The sequence below is a fragment of the Spirosoma liriopis genome (assembly GCF_023196085.1).
Taxonomy (GTDB): Bacteria; Bacteroidota; Bacteroidia; order Cytophagales; family Spirosomataceae; genus Spirosoma; species Spirosoma oryzicola.
This window is the reverse complement of sequence record NZ_JALPRF010000014.1, coordinates 49,469-66,035: the sequence shown is the minus strand read 5'-3', so window position 1 is coordinate 66,035 and position 16,567 is coordinate 49,469. Positions and strand designations below refer to the sequence as shown.

Below are 16,567 nucleotides of genomic sequence, written 5' to 3'. Positions count from 1 at the left end.
AAAGTAAGCAAGCAGCTTTTATTTATATACATGCCTCTATGCAGGACGGACTATTCACATTTATTGTCAAAAACAGCCTCGGCATCTCCGAGATAGATAAAACCGGGACAGAGCCGGGGGGGGTTGGTCTGGTGAATACGCGAAAGCGTCTGCAAATTCTGTATCCTGACCGGCACGAACTGGCTGTTAATACCGTAGCTGATACGTACCAGGTGACGCTCCAGCTAAAGCTCGTCTAGATTCGGCGAATGTATTCGCCGTGGTTTACCTGTTGTTTACCGAGCGTATCGGTCCTATTGAACGAAATACTTTTTTTATCGCTTTTCGCAGCCCTAGGTTTGTTTCATCAATCGCACAAAGAAACCCCGTAAACTGTGTTCTTCATGCAAACGCAAACGCAACCCCAACCCCAACGTCTTGTTCTTGCTAAGGAGCGTATCTATAACCTCACCACGGATAACATCCAGAGTAAAACGCAAAAATCTAGCATTCCCTGTTTGATGACAATCTTTACTGTCCAGTAATCGAATGATTCCCAGTCTTCTCCTTTCTCATTATGGAGCTGGCGAATGTCTGCTCACTAAGTTTGTGAACCGCACCGGTTTCCTGGATATTGTCTGGACCGGTGCGTTCACGGATAAAGCAATTGAGCAACTTCTGAACACGGAAATTAAACTAACCTTGGCCTGTCTGCCGCCTCCCAATCAAGAAATCGAGAGTTCAGTGCTGGATGCGTTACGGAGGCAGGAAAAACTATTATTGACCTCAGTGTACCCCTTTCATCTGTACAGTAACTATAAACTTCACCCAACGGCTTTTATTAATGAGCCTTATTCGTTTGGTCAATTTCAAGTGGCCTTAGAGTCATGCTTATCAGGGGAATTGAATGAATAAAACGGGAACTATTTTCGTGAGAGAAAAGACCTTTTTGGGTTGTCCACGGAATCCCTTACGCATTACTGTCCGGATGCGAAGCACAGGTCATCGAGAAACTCTACACTAGTTGCAACCTTCTGTTCACCCCTTAATAAAATTAGTTAGGTACACTGTGAATATATCGCAAAATTGGAAATAAGTGTCCTTCCCGTTTTGTAATATGTTCACATTGTACCCGTTTCTTGTTATACGTCGCCCGGTTTTCTCAATAAGTAAACTTAATGAGATGCAGGCCCGCCTACTTCATCATCCTCTGGACGGACTCCTCCGCGAGTGGTACAGCGATCCGTTTGCTCAGGAAGCGATCTATCTGGCTTCGCCCACCCTTTATGAACGTTTCATGCGGTGGTTATCGGGAGAGCAGCTCTCCGACGTTCATAAACTGCTGCAAACGCTTTACAAATACGCCATCCGAATGAGTACCCGGTGTACGCCATACGGACTTTTCGCTGGCTGCTCGCTGGCTCTCCCTGCGGATTACACACGGCTGAGAAGGAAAAATTCCCAGCCCGTTCGTCGCCATAGTCGGCTTGATATCGAATGTCTGATGGCCGTCCGGGACTGGCTGCTGGCACAGCCGATCATCCGTAATCAGGTCTTATTTTATACGAACAACTCTTTGTATGCCGTTGGTGGCAATTTCCGGTATGTGGAAATGCAGCAAACCACAGCTAGCCGCCACTACTTTATTACAGCGCTTACGGGTGATCAGTTTCTGAAACGGTTGTTCGAGCAGGCCAGAACGGGCGCAACGGTACCCCAACTGGTCAACTACCTTGTGGAGATGAACATCGAAGAAGATGAAGCATGCGCTTTTGTCGAACAACTCATCGACGAGCAGTTGCTTAGTTGCGATCTTGACCCAGTGCTTATCGGTGAGTCCTATCTCGATGTACTAATTGCCAAAGTGGCTGCTCTGTCGGACACCGAGTTGATAACCCAGGATCTGATTCAATTAAAAGAATTGGTTGCTACGACCCCAAACGTTGTTGACCTTGGCAATCATATCGGCTCCTGGCTGGATGGGCGACAGCTTGACGCACCCATCGACCGGCTTCAGGTCGATTCGTTCTACGAGGAAGGGTCATTAACCGTCGGCCAGTCGGCAATGGAACACCTGCGTCAACAGATCGAACAGTTAGCCGTCCTCAATCAGCCCCACCATTGCCCGGACATGGACGATTTGAAGCGCCGTTTCTATGACCGCTACGAGCAGGAGGAAATTCCGCTGGCACTGGCGCTGGATAGTGAATACGGTATTGGCTACGGCGTTCAGTCGGGGTTGGGCGTTGGTTACGCGCCCATGATTGACGATCTGTCTTTACCTAACATCGAGGGCGTTTTGCAACCACCAACCTGGAACTGGTGGCAATCATTTGTCTTGAACAAGTACTCAGAGAGTCTTTATAGTCACCAGGCCGAGATTGAATTAAGCCAGGCCGACCTAGAGCACATTGCTAAACAGCGTCGCGATGGGCAGGTCTTACCTGAAAGCTTTTATGTATTTGGAAACTGGCTAGCAAAATCGGGGGAGGCTATCGACAAAAATGAGTATCGGTTTGTGATGCAAGCTTGCAAAGGACCGTCAGCCGCTACATTACTGAGCCGATTTTGTGAAGGTAGCTCTCCGTTGACCGAAGCGGTACAGAGCTGTGTCCGGGCTACGGAGCAACACCATCCTGATGTTATTTTTGCCGAAGTAGTTCACTTTCCAGAAAACCGGGCTGGCAATATACTGACCCGCCCCACGCTCTACCAGTACGAAATTCCTTATCTGGCGCAGTCGTCGGTTGATCAGGAATACCAGATTCCTATAGATGATCTACTGATCTCGGTGCGAAATGGTCGGGTAGTGCTGCGCTCCCGTCGACTCAATAAACGGGTTATACCACGCCTGACCAACGCTCATAACTACCATCAGGGATTACCCACGTATCGTTTTCTGTGCGATCTGCAACATCAGGATAGTCATCTGGATGTGAAATGGAACTGGGGTGTATTGGCCGAACAGGCTTATTTGCCACGCGTTCGTTATAAAAATATTATTCTGAGCCGGGCTACCTGGCAGTTGCAGGCCAAAGATTTGCAGTTGGGAAATTTGTTTCAGTTGGCAATCCAGTTGAATGAGAAGGGCCTTCCCCAGGAGTTCGTCGTCGGTATGCACGACCATGAGTTGCTCGTGTGCCTACACAATCCGCAGTCGTTAAGCCTTTTGGTCGCCGAATTGCAGAAGCGAAACAGCGTCAGAATTTATGAGTATCTCGCCACCGCCGACAACTGCCCGGTATCGGTAGGAGGGCAGCCCTTTACAAATGAGGTAGTTATTCCGTTCCGTAATCCGTCGGCCCCGAAATTATTCGGCCTGATGCCCAGTTTGAAAACCCTGCCTCAACGTCGTTTTTCGGTAGGTAGCGAATGGCTGTACCTGAAAATATATACCGGCGAAAAAACGTCGGACGACTTGCTGGCCACTGTATTATATCCGGTTGTGGAGCAACTGCTGGCGAAAGGAGTTATCAATCAGTTCTTTTTCATTCGGTATAAAGATGTTGACCCCCATCTACGGTTGAGGTTCCGGGGAAACCCATACCTTGATTTTCACCATGTAGTCATGCGGAAGGTGGAAGAGGCTCTGCGCGACCGGGTCCATGAGGGCGTTGTTCACCGGGTTCAGATGGATACCTACGTCCGCGAAATCGAACGGTATGGCCATGAGCAAATCGAGCTTTGTGAGGCAATTTTTCATTACGACAGTCTGTCAACACTTGCGTTTCTGGCCCAGCACAAAGCGGTTTTCGATGAGAGCAGTCGCTTTGCCTTTGCGGTAGCTAAGATCGATTGTCTGCTAACGGGGGTGGGGCTGCTTACTGGCGAGCGGAGCCAGCTAATGAATCAGATGAAAGACGGATTTTTCGCTGAGTTCAACGGCGACGTAAATCTGCGTCGGCAACAGAATGAAAAGTTCAGACATTACCGTCCGTTAATCGACCACGCGCTGAGCACAGCTTATCAGGGTGTTCCAAACCAAACTGTGCCGGATTGCATGACAGCGGAGCTAACGAACAAACTTCGCCTGGCATTTCCGGGACCACCGCAGCTTATGCCTATTCTGCAAAGCTTGATCCACATGATTATCAATCGTCTTTTCCCGGCTAAACAACGGGCCTACGAACTGGTGATCTATCACTGTTTGGCTAAGCATTATGATGCTCAGAAGGCTCGACAACCCGTTTGTGTAGAGGTAGATTAATATTTTTAAACGGCAGCGCTCGATTCAGTGAGCGCTGCTTTTAGTTGATGAAGCACTGGGTTGGGCGTTGCAATTTCAGGAGCATTACTCCACTGTAGCCGGCAATTTGCCGGCTTTTTTACTTTATAACCTAACGGAATAATCTATACCCAAACAGATTACGATATAACCGATGATTATTGAAAACGGGGGGAAATACGACCAATTTTGAATCATCAAACGAAGACAAAAACAACCCGATAATGACTCTTTAAACAGACACGCTCATGAAAAAGCACATTGATACGGAGTTCTCTTTTGATAGCTGGATCAACAACGATGTGGACTCGACATCTGATGATTTTGGTCAGTTCGATGACAATTGGCTTATCTCAGCCGATGATTTGTTTAGCCATTTAGAGCAGACGCTTGATGAACCGGCTGGCTAAAATCAGAAAGTCACCTAAGGGTTTATAACCTAGCGGAATAAACTATAACCAGACGTTTTTGATCGCTTTGTAGTAAATACCCAACTTTGTAATACCAGAACGAAACAAAGAGCAGAGAAAATAAAAAATATTCATATGCATTCTTTGGATAGATATAGCCGTAAGAGTCCCGTGCGTATCACCTTCGCTACGCCTGAAATCATAAAAAATGGTCTATACAAGTGGTATAAGCAGGCATAGAAACTCCCCCGAGCATAAAGGGGAGTGTTATTGCCCGATTGAAACAGATCGTTAGTGCAAGTAGATTGTGATGTTGGTGCGTGTGTTCGTTTTGTCGGCTCTTTTGTCAGTTTTGTCATAAAATATGCGAGCAACTTTGCTCTGTAAAACGTATTTAAACAGACAAAGTCATGGAATTACAGAACGACAAGAAGACGATCATCGCAGCCCAAACGGAAGCTACTATCGGTCATGCCAACCTGCCCACAGAGCCAGTGGAGGATATGGAACTGAACGATGAACAGTTAGATATAATATCTGGAGGGGGAGATGGGTTTATCAAGGTATCATGAAGTTAGGTGTGTGCATACTGCTAAGTCTCTTTCTGCTGAACGGAATAGAAATAAAATTGTATGCACAACCCGCAACAATAAAAAAGGCCACTTTAGCGGTAAAGGCACCGAAGAATCGCAACCGGGAGGCAGCCGATAGCCTTTTTAGTCTGGGTTCGCACTGTCAGGACACTCAAGCCTATCAGCAGTCTTTAGAGATGTTTGAAACAAGCTTGAAGCTTTATCGGCTTATTGGCGACATGAAGAAAGTAGGTGATTGTTTTAATAATATGGCGATCACCTACTTCTACCTGGGCAATTTTTCAAAAGCGATAGCCTATTTTAAACAGGGAGCCGACAGCTTTAAGGCGATAGGTTATAATCAGGGAGTAGCTTCAACCTTAAATAATATAGGAGCTGTATACAAGAATCAGGGAAACTACCTTAAGGCGTTAGATTCTTACAGGCAAGCCGCTCTTGTTTGGAATGAACTAAAAAACGCCGAAAATCTGGCAATAACTACCCAGAATATAGGATCGATATATGCTGAAGCAAGAGATTACGGTAATGCTATGAAGTATTACAACCAGGCTTATTCAGTGTATAAGGAGAAGAACAATCAGGAAAGAATTGCTCAGGTTCTGGACGAAATAGGGAAAATTTATACGAAGAAAGCCAGGTATGACAAAGCTTATGAGCATCTGCATGAATCATTACTGATTGCTGACAAAAGACAGGATAAGCAGTTGCAAATAATGGCTCTGTCCAGCTTAGGCAATTTGTTCCATGAACAGTCATCTTACGCACGAGCGTTACCTTATTATACTCGCTGTCTGACCTATGCCAATCAAATAGGAAGCCTTCAGAGCCAGGCGGAAGCACAGATTGCGATAGGTACTATTATGTACCAGCTGGGGAAGAGCAAAGACGCAGTAAAAAAATGCCGGAATGGTTTGCAATTAGCCGAAAAAGTAGGGTCAGTTTCGATGAAGAAACGGGGGTGCGATTGCCTGTACCAGTCTTATAAAGCGTTCGGAAACACCGGCCAGGCCCTATACTACTTTGAGCAGGCTAACACGCTTGAAGACAGTTTAAATTTATCCGAAACGGCTAACCGGGTCATGAATATCGAGTTCCAGAAGCAGCAGTTGGTCGATAGTATTGCCTATGTGCAGAAAGAACACATCATTCAGCTGAAACATAAAGAGGAGGTAGAGCGGCAGGAAAAGCAGCGGAATATGATTATCCTTTCGTTAGGCTTTATCCTTCTGGTAGCGGTAGGCTTATGGGCTCAACTCAACTACGTCAAGAAATCAAGAGCGGCCCTGAAAGTTGAAAAAGACCGCTCTGAAGCCTTACTGCTGAACATATTACCCGAAGAAATTGCCGAGGAACTAAAAGAAAAAGGGCATGTCGATGCCAGAGTGTTTAACCTGGTCTCGATCTTATTTACCGATTTTAAGTCTTTCACGCAAACGGCCGAGCAGATGTCTCCGCAGAGCCTCGTAGAAGAAATACATACCTGCTTCAAGGCGTTTGATCTGATTGTAGAAAAGTACCAGATTGAAAAAATTAAAACGATTGGCGATGCATTTATGGCCGTTGGAGGTCTCTCGTATACAGATGAGCGTTCGCTGAAAAACATTGTGCTAGCAGGTCTGGAAATGCAGGAATTCATGGTGAAACGGGCCGTTGAAAAACGAATAGAGGGGCATCCTGCCTTCGAAATGCGCCTGGGCATACATACTGGGCCAATTGTGGCCGGCATCGTCGGTGTGAAAAAGTTTCAGTACGATGTATGGGGTGATACCGTAAACACCGCCAGCCGAATGGAAAGTAGTGGTATGGTCGGCAAAGTGAATATCAGTGAAACCCTATATGAATTCATAAAACAGGAAGAGTGCTTTTCATTCGAATATAGAGGGCAGGTTCATGCAAAAGGAAAAGGAGAGATGGGCATGTACTTCGTTGCGAGAAATGAATATGCATAGATAAAAAAGTGATAAGTACAGTGAAAAAGAAAGTTAAAAATGGTCTTATTTGTTTGGGCCGATTTATAAGATAATCAGACTATATCTTCGAATTAAGTGAATAAAACAAAAGGATATGGATCAGCGAAAACAAGAAATTATTGAAGCAATTATTTCTAAAGCCTGGGAAGACGTCAATTTTAGAAAAGAACTGGTTGCCGACCCAATAAAGACAATCGAAAAACTAACTGGCGTTAAGATAGATTTGCCGGAAGGAAAAACCTTGGTTATTAATGATCAGACGGATAAGTCGAAACTATACGTAAATATTCCTGCCGAACCTGAAATAGAAAGCATGGAATTAACTGAAGAGCAACTTGAGGCTGTTGCTGGTGGTGGGCATAAAATCTGGGGTGATTTTGTGAATAATTTGTTCCCCAATTTGAAAGATTGTATTACTCTTTGATTAACTATAGAATAAACCAAACAAGCACAGCAATGAAGTTCACACAAGAACAAAAACTGTATGCCGAGATCGTACACAAAGCTTGGGACGATGCTCAGTTTAAAGCGGAGCTGATAGCAAATCCTGTTGCCGCCATCGAAAAACTGACTGGCCAAAAGATTAGCCTTCCACAAGGCAAAACTCTGGTAGTAAGCAATCAAACGGATGCATCTACGGTGTACATCAACATTCCGGCTAAACCTAACACGGAGGATGTAGAACTGAACGAAGACCAACTCGAAGCCGTATCAGGAGGAGCAAAAGGGATTATTGGATCTGGTGATTGGACTACAGGGCCAGTTATTATTAGTCCATTGATTCCGCCCGTAACTACCTGTCCGGTTAAACCATCCGATTTTCTTTAAAATGGCTTCTCAACTGATTATACAGTAACTCAATTTAACTATTACATAATTTAATATTATGGAGATCACACAAGAACAAAAGCTCTACGGTCAAATCGTACAGAAAGCCTGGGAAGATGCTACATTTAAAGCAGAGCTGGTTGCAAATCCTTTATCGGCTATCGAAAAACTGATTGGGCAAAAGCTAAACTTACCTCAGGGTAAAACGCTGTTGGTACGCGATCAGACGGACGAAGGTACAGTATATATCAACCTGCCTACTAAGGTAAATACAGAGGATGTAGAACTAAATGAAGAGCAGCTTGAGACAGTGGCAGGAGGTTCCAGCCTTTGGCCTATCATAATCGGGCCTTGGGTTCCAACGCCTACTTTCCCAATTACAACTGTTGAAAAATAACACATAGTTTTTTAAATAAATACGTAAAATTTATAATCACACATTAGATAAACCAATCAAATGGAATACACACAGGATCAAAAAATGTACGCACAAATTGTAAAAAAGGCTTGGGAAGATGCAACCTTTAAAAAAGATTTAGTGGCAAACCCTGTCAATGCAATTGAGCAACTTGGCTATAAGATTGACCTACCACAGGGACATACTGTTATAGTGAATGACCAAACTAGCGAAGCTGTAACTTATATCAATATCCCAAGACAACCACAGTTAGATTCGCTGGAACTTACAGACGAGCAACTTGAAATGGTTAACGGTGGCGAGTTTGTAGTGGCCATAGCTATAGGAGGTGCGTTTCTAACAGGTATGGGTGTTGGTGTAGCCATCTATGCCGCAACTCACCAGAAGGCAGAATAGTATATTTTTATAGCTAAATGAATTGTTTTATTACTAAATAAAAAAGAAATGGTAACGTTTGAAAATCAGAAAAAAGGTCTAGATGTAGTGAACGAACTAATCGAAAAGTCCTTTAAAAACTCATCTTTCAAAAGTGATCTTTTAGATAATCCACACGCAGCTATAGAAGCTTTATATGGAACTGTTATCTCTAAAGAAGTAAATATTGTTGTTGAGGATCAATCAGACCCGGCCTATATATACATTAATATTCCTGCAAAACCCAATTTAGACGAAGTTGAGCTCACCGATGAACAGTTAGAAATGGTATCTGGGGGTGAAGTGTTGGCTTCGGTTGGCGTGGGGGCTCTTATTGTTGGCGCTGGCCTATTGGGCGCTGCTATTGGTTATGGAATATGCAAAGCAATAGATTAAGACGAATTTGAATTTTTTGCAGAAGTAACTTACGTAGTTTCATAGATAGAAGGGTTTAGAGCACATTAAAAATTAAATTTGGGTTCTGAGTCGGATCCGGTGTGACATAATTTGTGAGTTTACTAGATATAGCCAGCTTACTTAGGAAGATACTGTATGCCCATAATTCCTGGCAATCCGGCGAAAAAAACGAGATCGCCCGAGCAATTGCTCTAAGTAGTCTTATGCTTAAGCACCCAGCGTTTGCTGTAGGGATGAATCTTTGTGCCGGTTCCCGTCAATATTCCTTCTCAAACTATCTTAATTTTAAAATGGGCTTTAATGTGCATTTACGAGGCTGTATTATGAATTTTCTATCTGTGAAACTACTGTAATTTGATCGGTATCAGGTTGGTATTTTAGTTGAGCTTAATTAACATGCAATCTCATTTTAGTTAACTATTTTTAAATTCTTTTCTTATGAAAAAGGTGTTATTGCCAATTATTGGTTCATTGATAGCCAGCCTTGGTCTGATTGCGTTTGTAGTCTTCCATCAGAAAGCTTTAGGGATAGTTTTTTTGGGCATAGGTATTTTGTTTCAGATATATAATTACTTTTTCATAATTAAACCCTTACATAAAAAATAGTATAAATAATTTATTGTTTAATAGTTTTAACTATATAACATGGAAACTAAATCAATTTCTAAAATAGATAATATTACTGATTTGTTTCAACCAATCGGTATTGAAGATTTTGAGGCCAACTATTGGGAGCAAAAGGTTTTACATGTAAAAAGAGACGATTCTAACTTTTTTTCGTCATTATTCTCAATAGAGGACTTAGACAGGGTTTTAGAATATAATCGCCCTCGTGGTAGTAGTTTACGCGTTGTAAAAAACCAACAGCCTATGAACCCTACTATTTACGAGAATAAAGATGGCAGCATAAATCTGAATCAACTTTATACGGCCTATGCCGACGGCCATACGATTGTTGTTAATGAGGTTCAGCGTTTCTGGGATCCCCTTAAAGTTTTGGTAGAGAATATGCGTCAGTACATGAGTCACCAGGTCGTGGCTAACCTTTACCTGACTCCGGAAAACGAAAAAGCCTTATCTCCACACTACGATTCTCACGATGTATTCGCGCTACAAATTTCGGGCGAGAAACACTGGCTTCTATATGATGATACGTATTGTAAAACTCCACTCGTACACAGCTTCCAGCCTGTTTTTCAGCGAGAACACCTAACCGGAGCCAGACAAGTAACGCTAAAAGCAGGCGATATCATGTATATCCCCCGTGGCGTACCTCACGAAGCCTTTACCACCGATCAGTCGTCAATGCACATTACCATTGGCGTTCACTCAACGCAGTGGATCGACTTTATCACGAAGTCGCTGATTAGCTTGGCTCAAAAACATATCGAACTACGCCAGGCCTTGCCCATAGGATTCCTAAATTCAGATAATAAAGAATTACTGTCGGCTGATGCTGAATTGAACTTCATCTCTATTCTTCAACAGGCTTTTCGGAAAGATACTGTTAACGGTTGCCTATCTATTCTGGAAGAAGAATTCCGGACGAAAGAACAGCCAAGACCCGATGGCCACTTCGCTAGTCTGGACAAACTCAATCATATTGGCTTAGATACGCTTCTTATTAAACGAGACGGATTGACATCTAAAGTTAGTAATCACATTACCGGAGCCAGAATTTCTTTCCAAGGCAATGTGGTAAAAGGTCCTTCCCAAATCGTTGCGTCGCTCGAGTTTATTTCACAACAGGAAGACGCTTTTTCCGTTCGAGAAATTCCTTTCCTGAATGATGAAAATAAATTAAAAGTAGCAAAAAGACTGGTTAGAGGTGGGTTACTGAAAGTAGCGTAGAATGTTTCATTATGAAGCTACTTTAGGCATTTCAAATTCAATAACTGTTACTTGTCATCATTCCGATACGTAAGGAATCTTATAATTGAAATGTATAAGATTCCTTACGTATCGGAATGATAAACTTGCATAAAAAAAATAAGTACAAGAAACGTCTATTTCCTTCACCACACAAGTAATTCACCTTCCAATTGATCATTATCTCAAAGCTTAACGAATAAAATACAGCTTTTATAGTCTGTTTATTGACTAAGGGTTTGTATTCTAGCTGTTTTCATAATATCTATTTCATTCTCACTATATAGTTAAACCTATTCATTTGTTTACACAGTGAGAAATAGCATAATTTTTATGAGTGGGTAGTGTTTTTAACGCTACTATACTATAAAAAGCTGAAAGACATTAAAATTAAGTTGTGCTTAAGTAAATAAGAATAGTCAATTATTAAAGGCTCTTACTACAATGAGTATATTTTCTCCCAAACCATTATCTGAATTGACGGTTAACGAACTTGAAAAAAAAGGTCAGTTCTTTAATACCACTGGAAAGGTAAGTACTATTATTATGATCATAGCGACGGTGAGTACGCTTATTCGAATTTATCTAAAAGTTAGTCTTCCTTATGATTCTATCCCGATACTTGCGTCTGTGTTTTTAGGGGCTTTGGTGGCTAAAAGGCAAAAAGAAGTTACCACTGAGATTGACGCCCGAATTAAGTCAGAAGTAATAAGGAAGTAAGTCCTATAGTGGTACAACTCTTCGAAACGAATGATACGCTTTCTTAGAGAATTACTCTGTGATCAATATACATACAAAATAATAGACTAGTAAACTGGAACTTACGATAATGAAAACTAATACTTACAAAGGCAAAAGCACAGAGAGCTTGATGAAGATGGAAAAGACAACCATAGCCGCTACATCTGTATTTGCGGGTATACTCACTGTCCTTTTCGTTGTGACAATTCTTTTGACGATCAAAAAAGGTTTTACGCCTTTTCTCGTCATTCCCTTCTCCTTGTTGCCACTCCTTGGTTTAAACTTTGTAAGTCTTAAGGAAATCAGAAAGGAACTCAGCATCCGAAAAACTGCCCTTTGATCCGTGTGCTTCTTGGTAGTCCATTGTATACTTTGACGCTATAAGCGGGGGGCCAAAACTATAGAATGGTTCAATTCAAATGTACACCGGGACGAATTCCAGTGAAATTAATACTTGTATTACCTGCAAAGGAATTGATGTGTGCGGGTTAGAAAGTGCATGGTACCATTTTCTGTTTTTCACTCATCGCCAACCACCATCCTATTTACGATGCATACAGCAAAGAAAAATGCCATTGACTGGAATTCGCCTAATGCATTGGAGCAACTTGCTCAACACATCAGAAATCCGTTGGAGACTATCATGAATGTGAGCAAAAATGGGAGCATGTATGATAAGCAACGTATTGAGCAGATTCTTTTTTCCAGTAGCAAAGAAATAAGCGATATAGTAGAAGACATTTTGGTCAAAGCGAAAACAAATGCATTGAGCCTGACCTACCATGATCGCCCGGATATATTCCATATTTATGAATCCAATGAAAACGTCAGAAAGATGTGTCTGGGGGAGTTGCAACCCCAGAAAGTAGCCAAAAAAGATCAGGATTGGCTGGTAAATCTGGAGCGAGAAGTATACGGTAGCATAAGGCAGGAATATCTGGACTTAAACGAACTATCGTATAAGATGGCGATAAGCGAGCGACAGTTACACCGCAAAATTCTGAACCTAATTTTATTGACTCCCAATAAATACGTAAGAATACTTCGCCTGCATAAAGCCCGGCAACTGATTGACAGCTACGTACAGCAGTCTGTTTCACAAATTGCCTATACGGTTGGCTACAGAGACGTACATTATTTTTCAAAGCTTTTCGCCGAACAATACAGTATTTCTCCTAAGCAACTTTTAGACTCTTCCCGCTAAATACGAACGTGTTGCACATATCGTAGCGGTTGTGACGGCCTTTTTGGCGTGACCATCTGAGTGGAGCATTAGACAGTATTTAAAGACAATAATCATATACTATAAATCAATAAATTCTATGAAGCGGGTACTGTATTTCTTAGGTCATCTTAGTGATAGAGATGTAGAATGGATGCTCCAGAATGGTAATAAACTAACACTGGAAACAGGAGATCGACTGATTAATAAAGGGCAAGCTATCGATAGTTTGTTTATTGTTTTATCGGGTCAGTTAGCTGTCTGCGCCAATGACAATTTCAATGAGTGCATTGCCAAGCTGGAAGCTGGCGAAGTGGTGGGTGAAATGTCTTTTCTGGAATCGACTCCGCCATCTGTTTCGGTGATTGTTACGGCCCCGTCTGTCATTTATCAAATTGCCCGGGAAACAATCAATCTGCGGCTGTTGACCAACGCTGAGTTCAGAGCCAACTTTTACTACGCCCTGGCCTTGTTTCTGTCGAACCGGCTACGGAAAACTACGGAGCAACTCGGTTTTGGTAACCCTGGTGACGAGGATTTGGTAGACGCTAAAGTACTGGATGGTGTGGCCCAGGCCGGATCGCGCTTTGTCAAGCTGTTGCATCGATTCTCGGAAGTTTAACAACTGAAAATCGACTGGCAATGAGACACTGTCTATATGGTATTCTGATAGGCGTAATGGCATTGACCAGCGACGTATGCGCCCAGGTCAAGTGCGACTTACTTGAGATTTCCCGAAAAGCGTTTGATAAGAACCCTACCCTCGTACGGAGCGGATTGGCTATCCGTAGTGCCGAAGCGGACCTACGGATTCAGCGAAGCACGTTTGACCTCAACTCGTTCTCCGAGTTGGTATTTCAAAACAATCAATACAGGCTGCTAGGGGCTGATCCTCGAAACGCTTTTTTGGAAAACAGCATCTTACTAAACAACACGCTGAATATGTCGGCCGGTTTACGGAAGCGGCTACGTACCGGGCAGTTAACGGAGTTTAGCTTCAACTACGGGTTCGCTAACAACAATTATCCGATCAACAGCTTTAACCAGCCAATAAGTCTGTATCTGGGAAGTAATACCAGCACACTGAATGTCTCGTTGACCCAGCCGTTGCTGAGAGGCAAAGGAAGGCCAATTGTCACAGCCCTGGAGCGAGCCAACTCACTCTACGTGCTCAATGCAAAGAGTGGTAACGAGTTTACCACCTCATCGGAGATCTGGCAAATTGGACTGGCTTACTGGAATTACTACACCGCGTTTAAGAGCCTGGAAATCTATAAACAGAGTGAAAACAGGATCAGGAACGTATTGTCTGTAACAGAAGAGCTGGTAAAAGGCGATAAAAAGCCAGCTGGCGACCTGATACAGGTCAAGTCGGACTTAGCTAATCAGGAAAAGCTAACCATCATGGCTCAGCAAGACCTGTATAACGCCCGGATACAGTTGGGAAAAGTGATCGGCTTAAGCACGGAGGAAAGCCTGTCAATCGATATCCCTGAAAATGATTTCCCGACAATTTCCGAATCAGCGTTCAAAAGAGGGCTTGCCGAAGCTGATTTTATCCGAATTGCCAAAGAGCGACGAGCCGATCTAATGGCAGCCCGGCATGGCCACGAGGCTCTGCAACAGCAGTATGTACTGGCACAAAACAACGTAAAACCTCAGCTGGATCTGGTTGGGTTTGTGTCGTACGGAAGCGCCAGTACGGGCAATCGAATGAGTGATGTGATGGCGTCCTTCTCGAACAACGAAGGCAGAAACATTGGAGCTGGTGCCAAATTAACGTTCACTATGCCGGTCAATAACAACTGGGCGAGAGGCAGTCTGACCAAGAGTCAAATGGCTGTCACCGACCAAAACGTAGTGGTCAACAACATCCAGCGGATTATTGAGCTGGACGTCAGTAACGACCTGAACTATCTGGACAACAGCGTTACAAACCTCCAGAAAGCCGAAGAAGTCCTTAACTATACGCGGGATGTGTTCAAAGACGAACAGGTCAAATTCCAGTCGGGCCTGACGACCATCCTGAGTTTGATCCTGTTTCAGGAACGACTTACTTCTGCACAGCTCCGGTACCTACAGGCTTACCAGCAATTTGCCCGAGCAATCATCAATCTCAGACACGACACCGGAACGCTGGTAGCCCCAGACAACAAAGGCTTTGTGATCGACAGAAACGCATTTTATACCATCCCTGATATAAACAATAATTAACGTCATGGCAGCAGGATTTTTTAGACAGTCGGCGTTGGAAAAACTGTCGACTCCCGAGAAGCTCGATCAATTGATTAAGGTAACCAGTCCTAAAGCCTGGATTACGCTTTCGGTGGTCTTTGCCGCGCTGGCTACGGGTATTGGCTGGTCGGTCTTCGGGCGGGTAAGCACCAAACTGAATGTAACCGGGGTCGTACTGGGTGGCGAAGTCCATGAAGTGGTAGCTACCTCGCAGGGCCAGCTTGTAAAACTACAGGTCAGAATCGGCGATAACGTGGCGAAAGATGCCGTAGTGGCTACGGTGCAGCAGCCGGAGCTGGTTCAGCAGATTGAGAATGCCAAAGCCACCCTGTCGGAACGCAAACACGAACTGACCAAAATAATCTCGTACGGCAACAGAGGCACTTTGCTGGAAGGGGAGCTGATGAGTCAGAACCGGCTAAGTATTCAGGGCGAAATTGAAGCCGAGAAAAAGAAGCTGGCTTTTCTGGCGAATCAGCTTGAATCGGAGGTTAACCTGGTCGAAAAGGGGTTGATTGTGAAAGCGCAGGTGGCTGGTACCAAACAGCAGATCGATGCGTCGAAGAATACAATCGAACGCCTGAAAGTACAGCTGGCCGAAGTCTCCAACCGGCAGCATGATGCGGGGTATTCGCTGCAACAACGCATTGCGACCCAGAAACAACAGATTGCCGAAGCCGAACGGAGTCTTCAGTTCCTGACCGAGCGCTACGATATACAGTCGAACATTAAAAGCCCCTACGGTGGCGAAGTTGTCGAAGTGCTCACCGATGCGGGCGTAATGGTTGGTCCAGGGACCCCGCTGTTCAAACTCAAAAACCAGGAAGAAGGTCAATTGGCCAGCCTGAAGGGTGTTCTTTACATTCCGTCGCAGGATGGCAAGAAGATTAAGCGCGATATGGAGGCTTTCGTGGTGCCATCGACCGTACAGCCACAGGAGTATGGATTCATTAAGGGCCGGGTCACGTACGTTTCTGACTTCCCGATCACCCAGCAGGGCATGATGACGTCGGTTAAAAATGATCAGCTAGCCAAAGGTTTGTTGGCAATAGGCCCGCTCTTCGAAGTACATGTCGTCTTCGAGAAAGATAATGAGTCATACAGCGGCTTCAAGTGGACATCGGCTAAAGGACCCGACATTGCTATTAAAGAAGGTACCTCCTGCATGGGCCAGATTACCATTAAACAGGAGAATCCAATTTCGATTGTCGTTCCTGCATTTAAGAAATTCTTCAATCTATACTGA

17 protein-coding genes and 1 pseudogene are annotated in these 16,567 nt (G+C 43.8%); all 18 read left to right on the top strand.

Annotation, left to right across the window (positions count from 1 at the left end; genetic code table 11):
- Window positions 1–239, top strand: a pseudogene (locus M0L20_RS29480) (sensor histidine kinase); the annotation flags it as partial.
- Between the two features lie 289 nt (window positions 240–528).
- Window positions 529–894: a hypothetical protein gene (locus M0L20_RS29475; protein ID WP_232564057.1), complete on the top strand. Its 366-nt coding sequence runs from the start codon at window positions 529–531 to the stop codon at window positions 892–894.
- A gap of 268 nt (window positions 895–1,162) precedes the next feature.
- The gene (locus M0L20_RS29470) at window positions 1,163–4,186 is read left to right on the top strand and encodes a lantibiotic dehydratase (protein WP_248480872.1); all 3,024 of its coding nucleotides are present in this window, start codon (window positions 1,163–1,165) and stop codon (window positions 4,184–4,186) included.
- A 266-nt stretch (window positions 4,187–4,452) separates the two neighbouring features.
- Window positions 4,453–4,614, top strand: a complete 162-nt coding sequence (locus M0L20_RS29465) for a hypothetical protein (RefSeq protein ID WP_232564055.1) — start codon at window positions 4,453–4,455, stop codon at window positions 4,612–4,614.
- 410 nt (window positions 4,615–5,024) lie between these two features.
- Entirely contained in the window at window positions 5,025–5,186 is a 162-nt protein-coding gene (locus M0L20_RS29460) for a hypothetical protein (RefSeq protein ID WP_248480870.1), read from the top strand.
- The gene (locus M0L20_RS29455) at window positions 5,183–7,156 is read left to right on the top strand and encodes an adenylate/guanylate cyclase domain-containing protein (protein ID WP_248480868.1); all 1,974 of its coding nucleotides are present in this window, start codon (window positions 5,183–5,185) and stop codon (window positions 7,154–7,156) included. The genes M0L20_RS29460 and M0L20_RS29455 overlap by 4 nt, the downstream gene beginning before the upstream one ends.
- Window positions 7,157–7,271: 115 nt before the next feature.
- Window positions 7,272–7,601: an NHLP leader peptide family RiPP precursor gene (locus M0L20_RS29450; protein WP_248480866.1), complete on the top strand. Its 330-nt coding sequence runs from the start codon at window positions 7,272–7,274 to the stop codon at window positions 7,599–7,601.
- 32 nt (window positions 7,602–7,633) lie between these two features.
- Entirely contained in the window at window positions 7,634–8,005 is a 372-nt protein-coding gene (locus M0L20_RS29445) for an NHLP leader peptide family RiPP precursor (protein ID WP_248480864.1), read from the top strand.
- Window positions 8,006–8,063: 58 nt separating this feature from the next.
- Window positions 8,064–8,402: an NHLP leader peptide family RiPP precursor gene (locus M0L20_RS29440; protein WP_248480862.1), complete on the top strand. Its 339-nt coding sequence runs from the start codon at window positions 8,064–8,066 to the stop codon at window positions 8,400–8,402.
- A 60-nt stretch (window positions 8,403–8,462) separates the two neighbouring features.
- A complete protein-coding gene (locus M0L20_RS29435) occupies window positions 8,463–8,819 on the top strand; it encodes an NHLP leader peptide family RiPP precursor (RefSeq protein ID WP_248480860.1) in 357 nt (118 codons plus the stop codon).
- A 48-nt stretch (window positions 8,820–8,867) separates the two neighbouring features.
- Entirely contained in the window at window positions 8,868–9,233 is a 366-nt protein-coding gene (locus M0L20_RS29430; protein WP_248480858.1) for a class IIb bacteriocin, lactobin A/cerein 7B family, read from the top strand.
- Window positions 9,234–9,899: 666 nt separating this feature from the next.
- Window positions 9,900–11,105 carry a cupin domain-containing protein gene (locus M0L20_RS29425; RefSeq protein WP_248480856.1) on the top strand — a complete coding sequence of 402 codons (1,206 nt, stop codon included), beginning with the start codon at window positions 9,900–9,902 and terminating at the stop codon, window positions 11,103–11,105.
- Window positions 11,106–11,567: 462 nt separating this feature from the next.
- A complete protein-coding gene (locus M0L20_RS29420) occupies window positions 11,568–11,843 on the top strand; it encodes a hypothetical protein (RefSeq protein WP_248480854.1) in 276 nt (91 codons plus the stop codon).
- Window positions 11,844–11,952: 109 nt separating this feature from the next.
- Window positions 11,953–12,204 carry a redox-active disulfide protein 2 gene (locus M0L20_RS29415; protein WP_248480852.1) on the top strand — a complete coding sequence of 84 codons (252 nt, stop codon included), beginning with the start codon at window positions 11,953–11,955 and terminating at the stop codon, window positions 12,202–12,204.
- A 210-nt stretch (window positions 12,205–12,414) separates the two neighbouring features.
- Window positions 12,415–13,068 (top strand): helix-turn-helix transcriptional regulator, encoded by a 654-nt coding sequence (locus M0L20_RS29410; protein ID WP_248480850.1) that lies wholly within the window; start codon window positions 12,415–12,417, stop codon window positions 13,066–13,068.
- A 118-nt stretch (window positions 13,069–13,186) separates the two neighbouring features.
- Window positions 13,187–13,708 carry a cyclic nucleotide-binding domain-containing protein gene (locus M0L20_RS29405; protein ID WP_232564041.1) on the top strand — a complete coding sequence of 174 codons (522 nt, stop codon included), beginning with the start codon at window positions 13,187–13,189 and terminating at the stop codon, window positions 13,706–13,708.
- Window positions 13,709–13,728: 20 nt separating this feature from the next.
- On the top strand, window positions 13,729–15,300 hold the full coding sequence (locus tag M0L20_RS29400; protein ID WP_232564040.1) for a TolC family protein: 1,572 nt from the start codon (window positions 13,729–13,731) through the stop codon (window positions 15,298–15,300).
- Window positions 15,301–15,304: 4 nt separating this feature from the next.
- Window positions 15,305–16,567: an NHLP bacteriocin system secretion protein gene (locus tag M0L20_RS29395; protein WP_232564039.1), complete on the top strand. Its 1,263-nt coding sequence runs from the start codon at window positions 15,305–15,307 to the stop codon at window positions 16,565–16,567.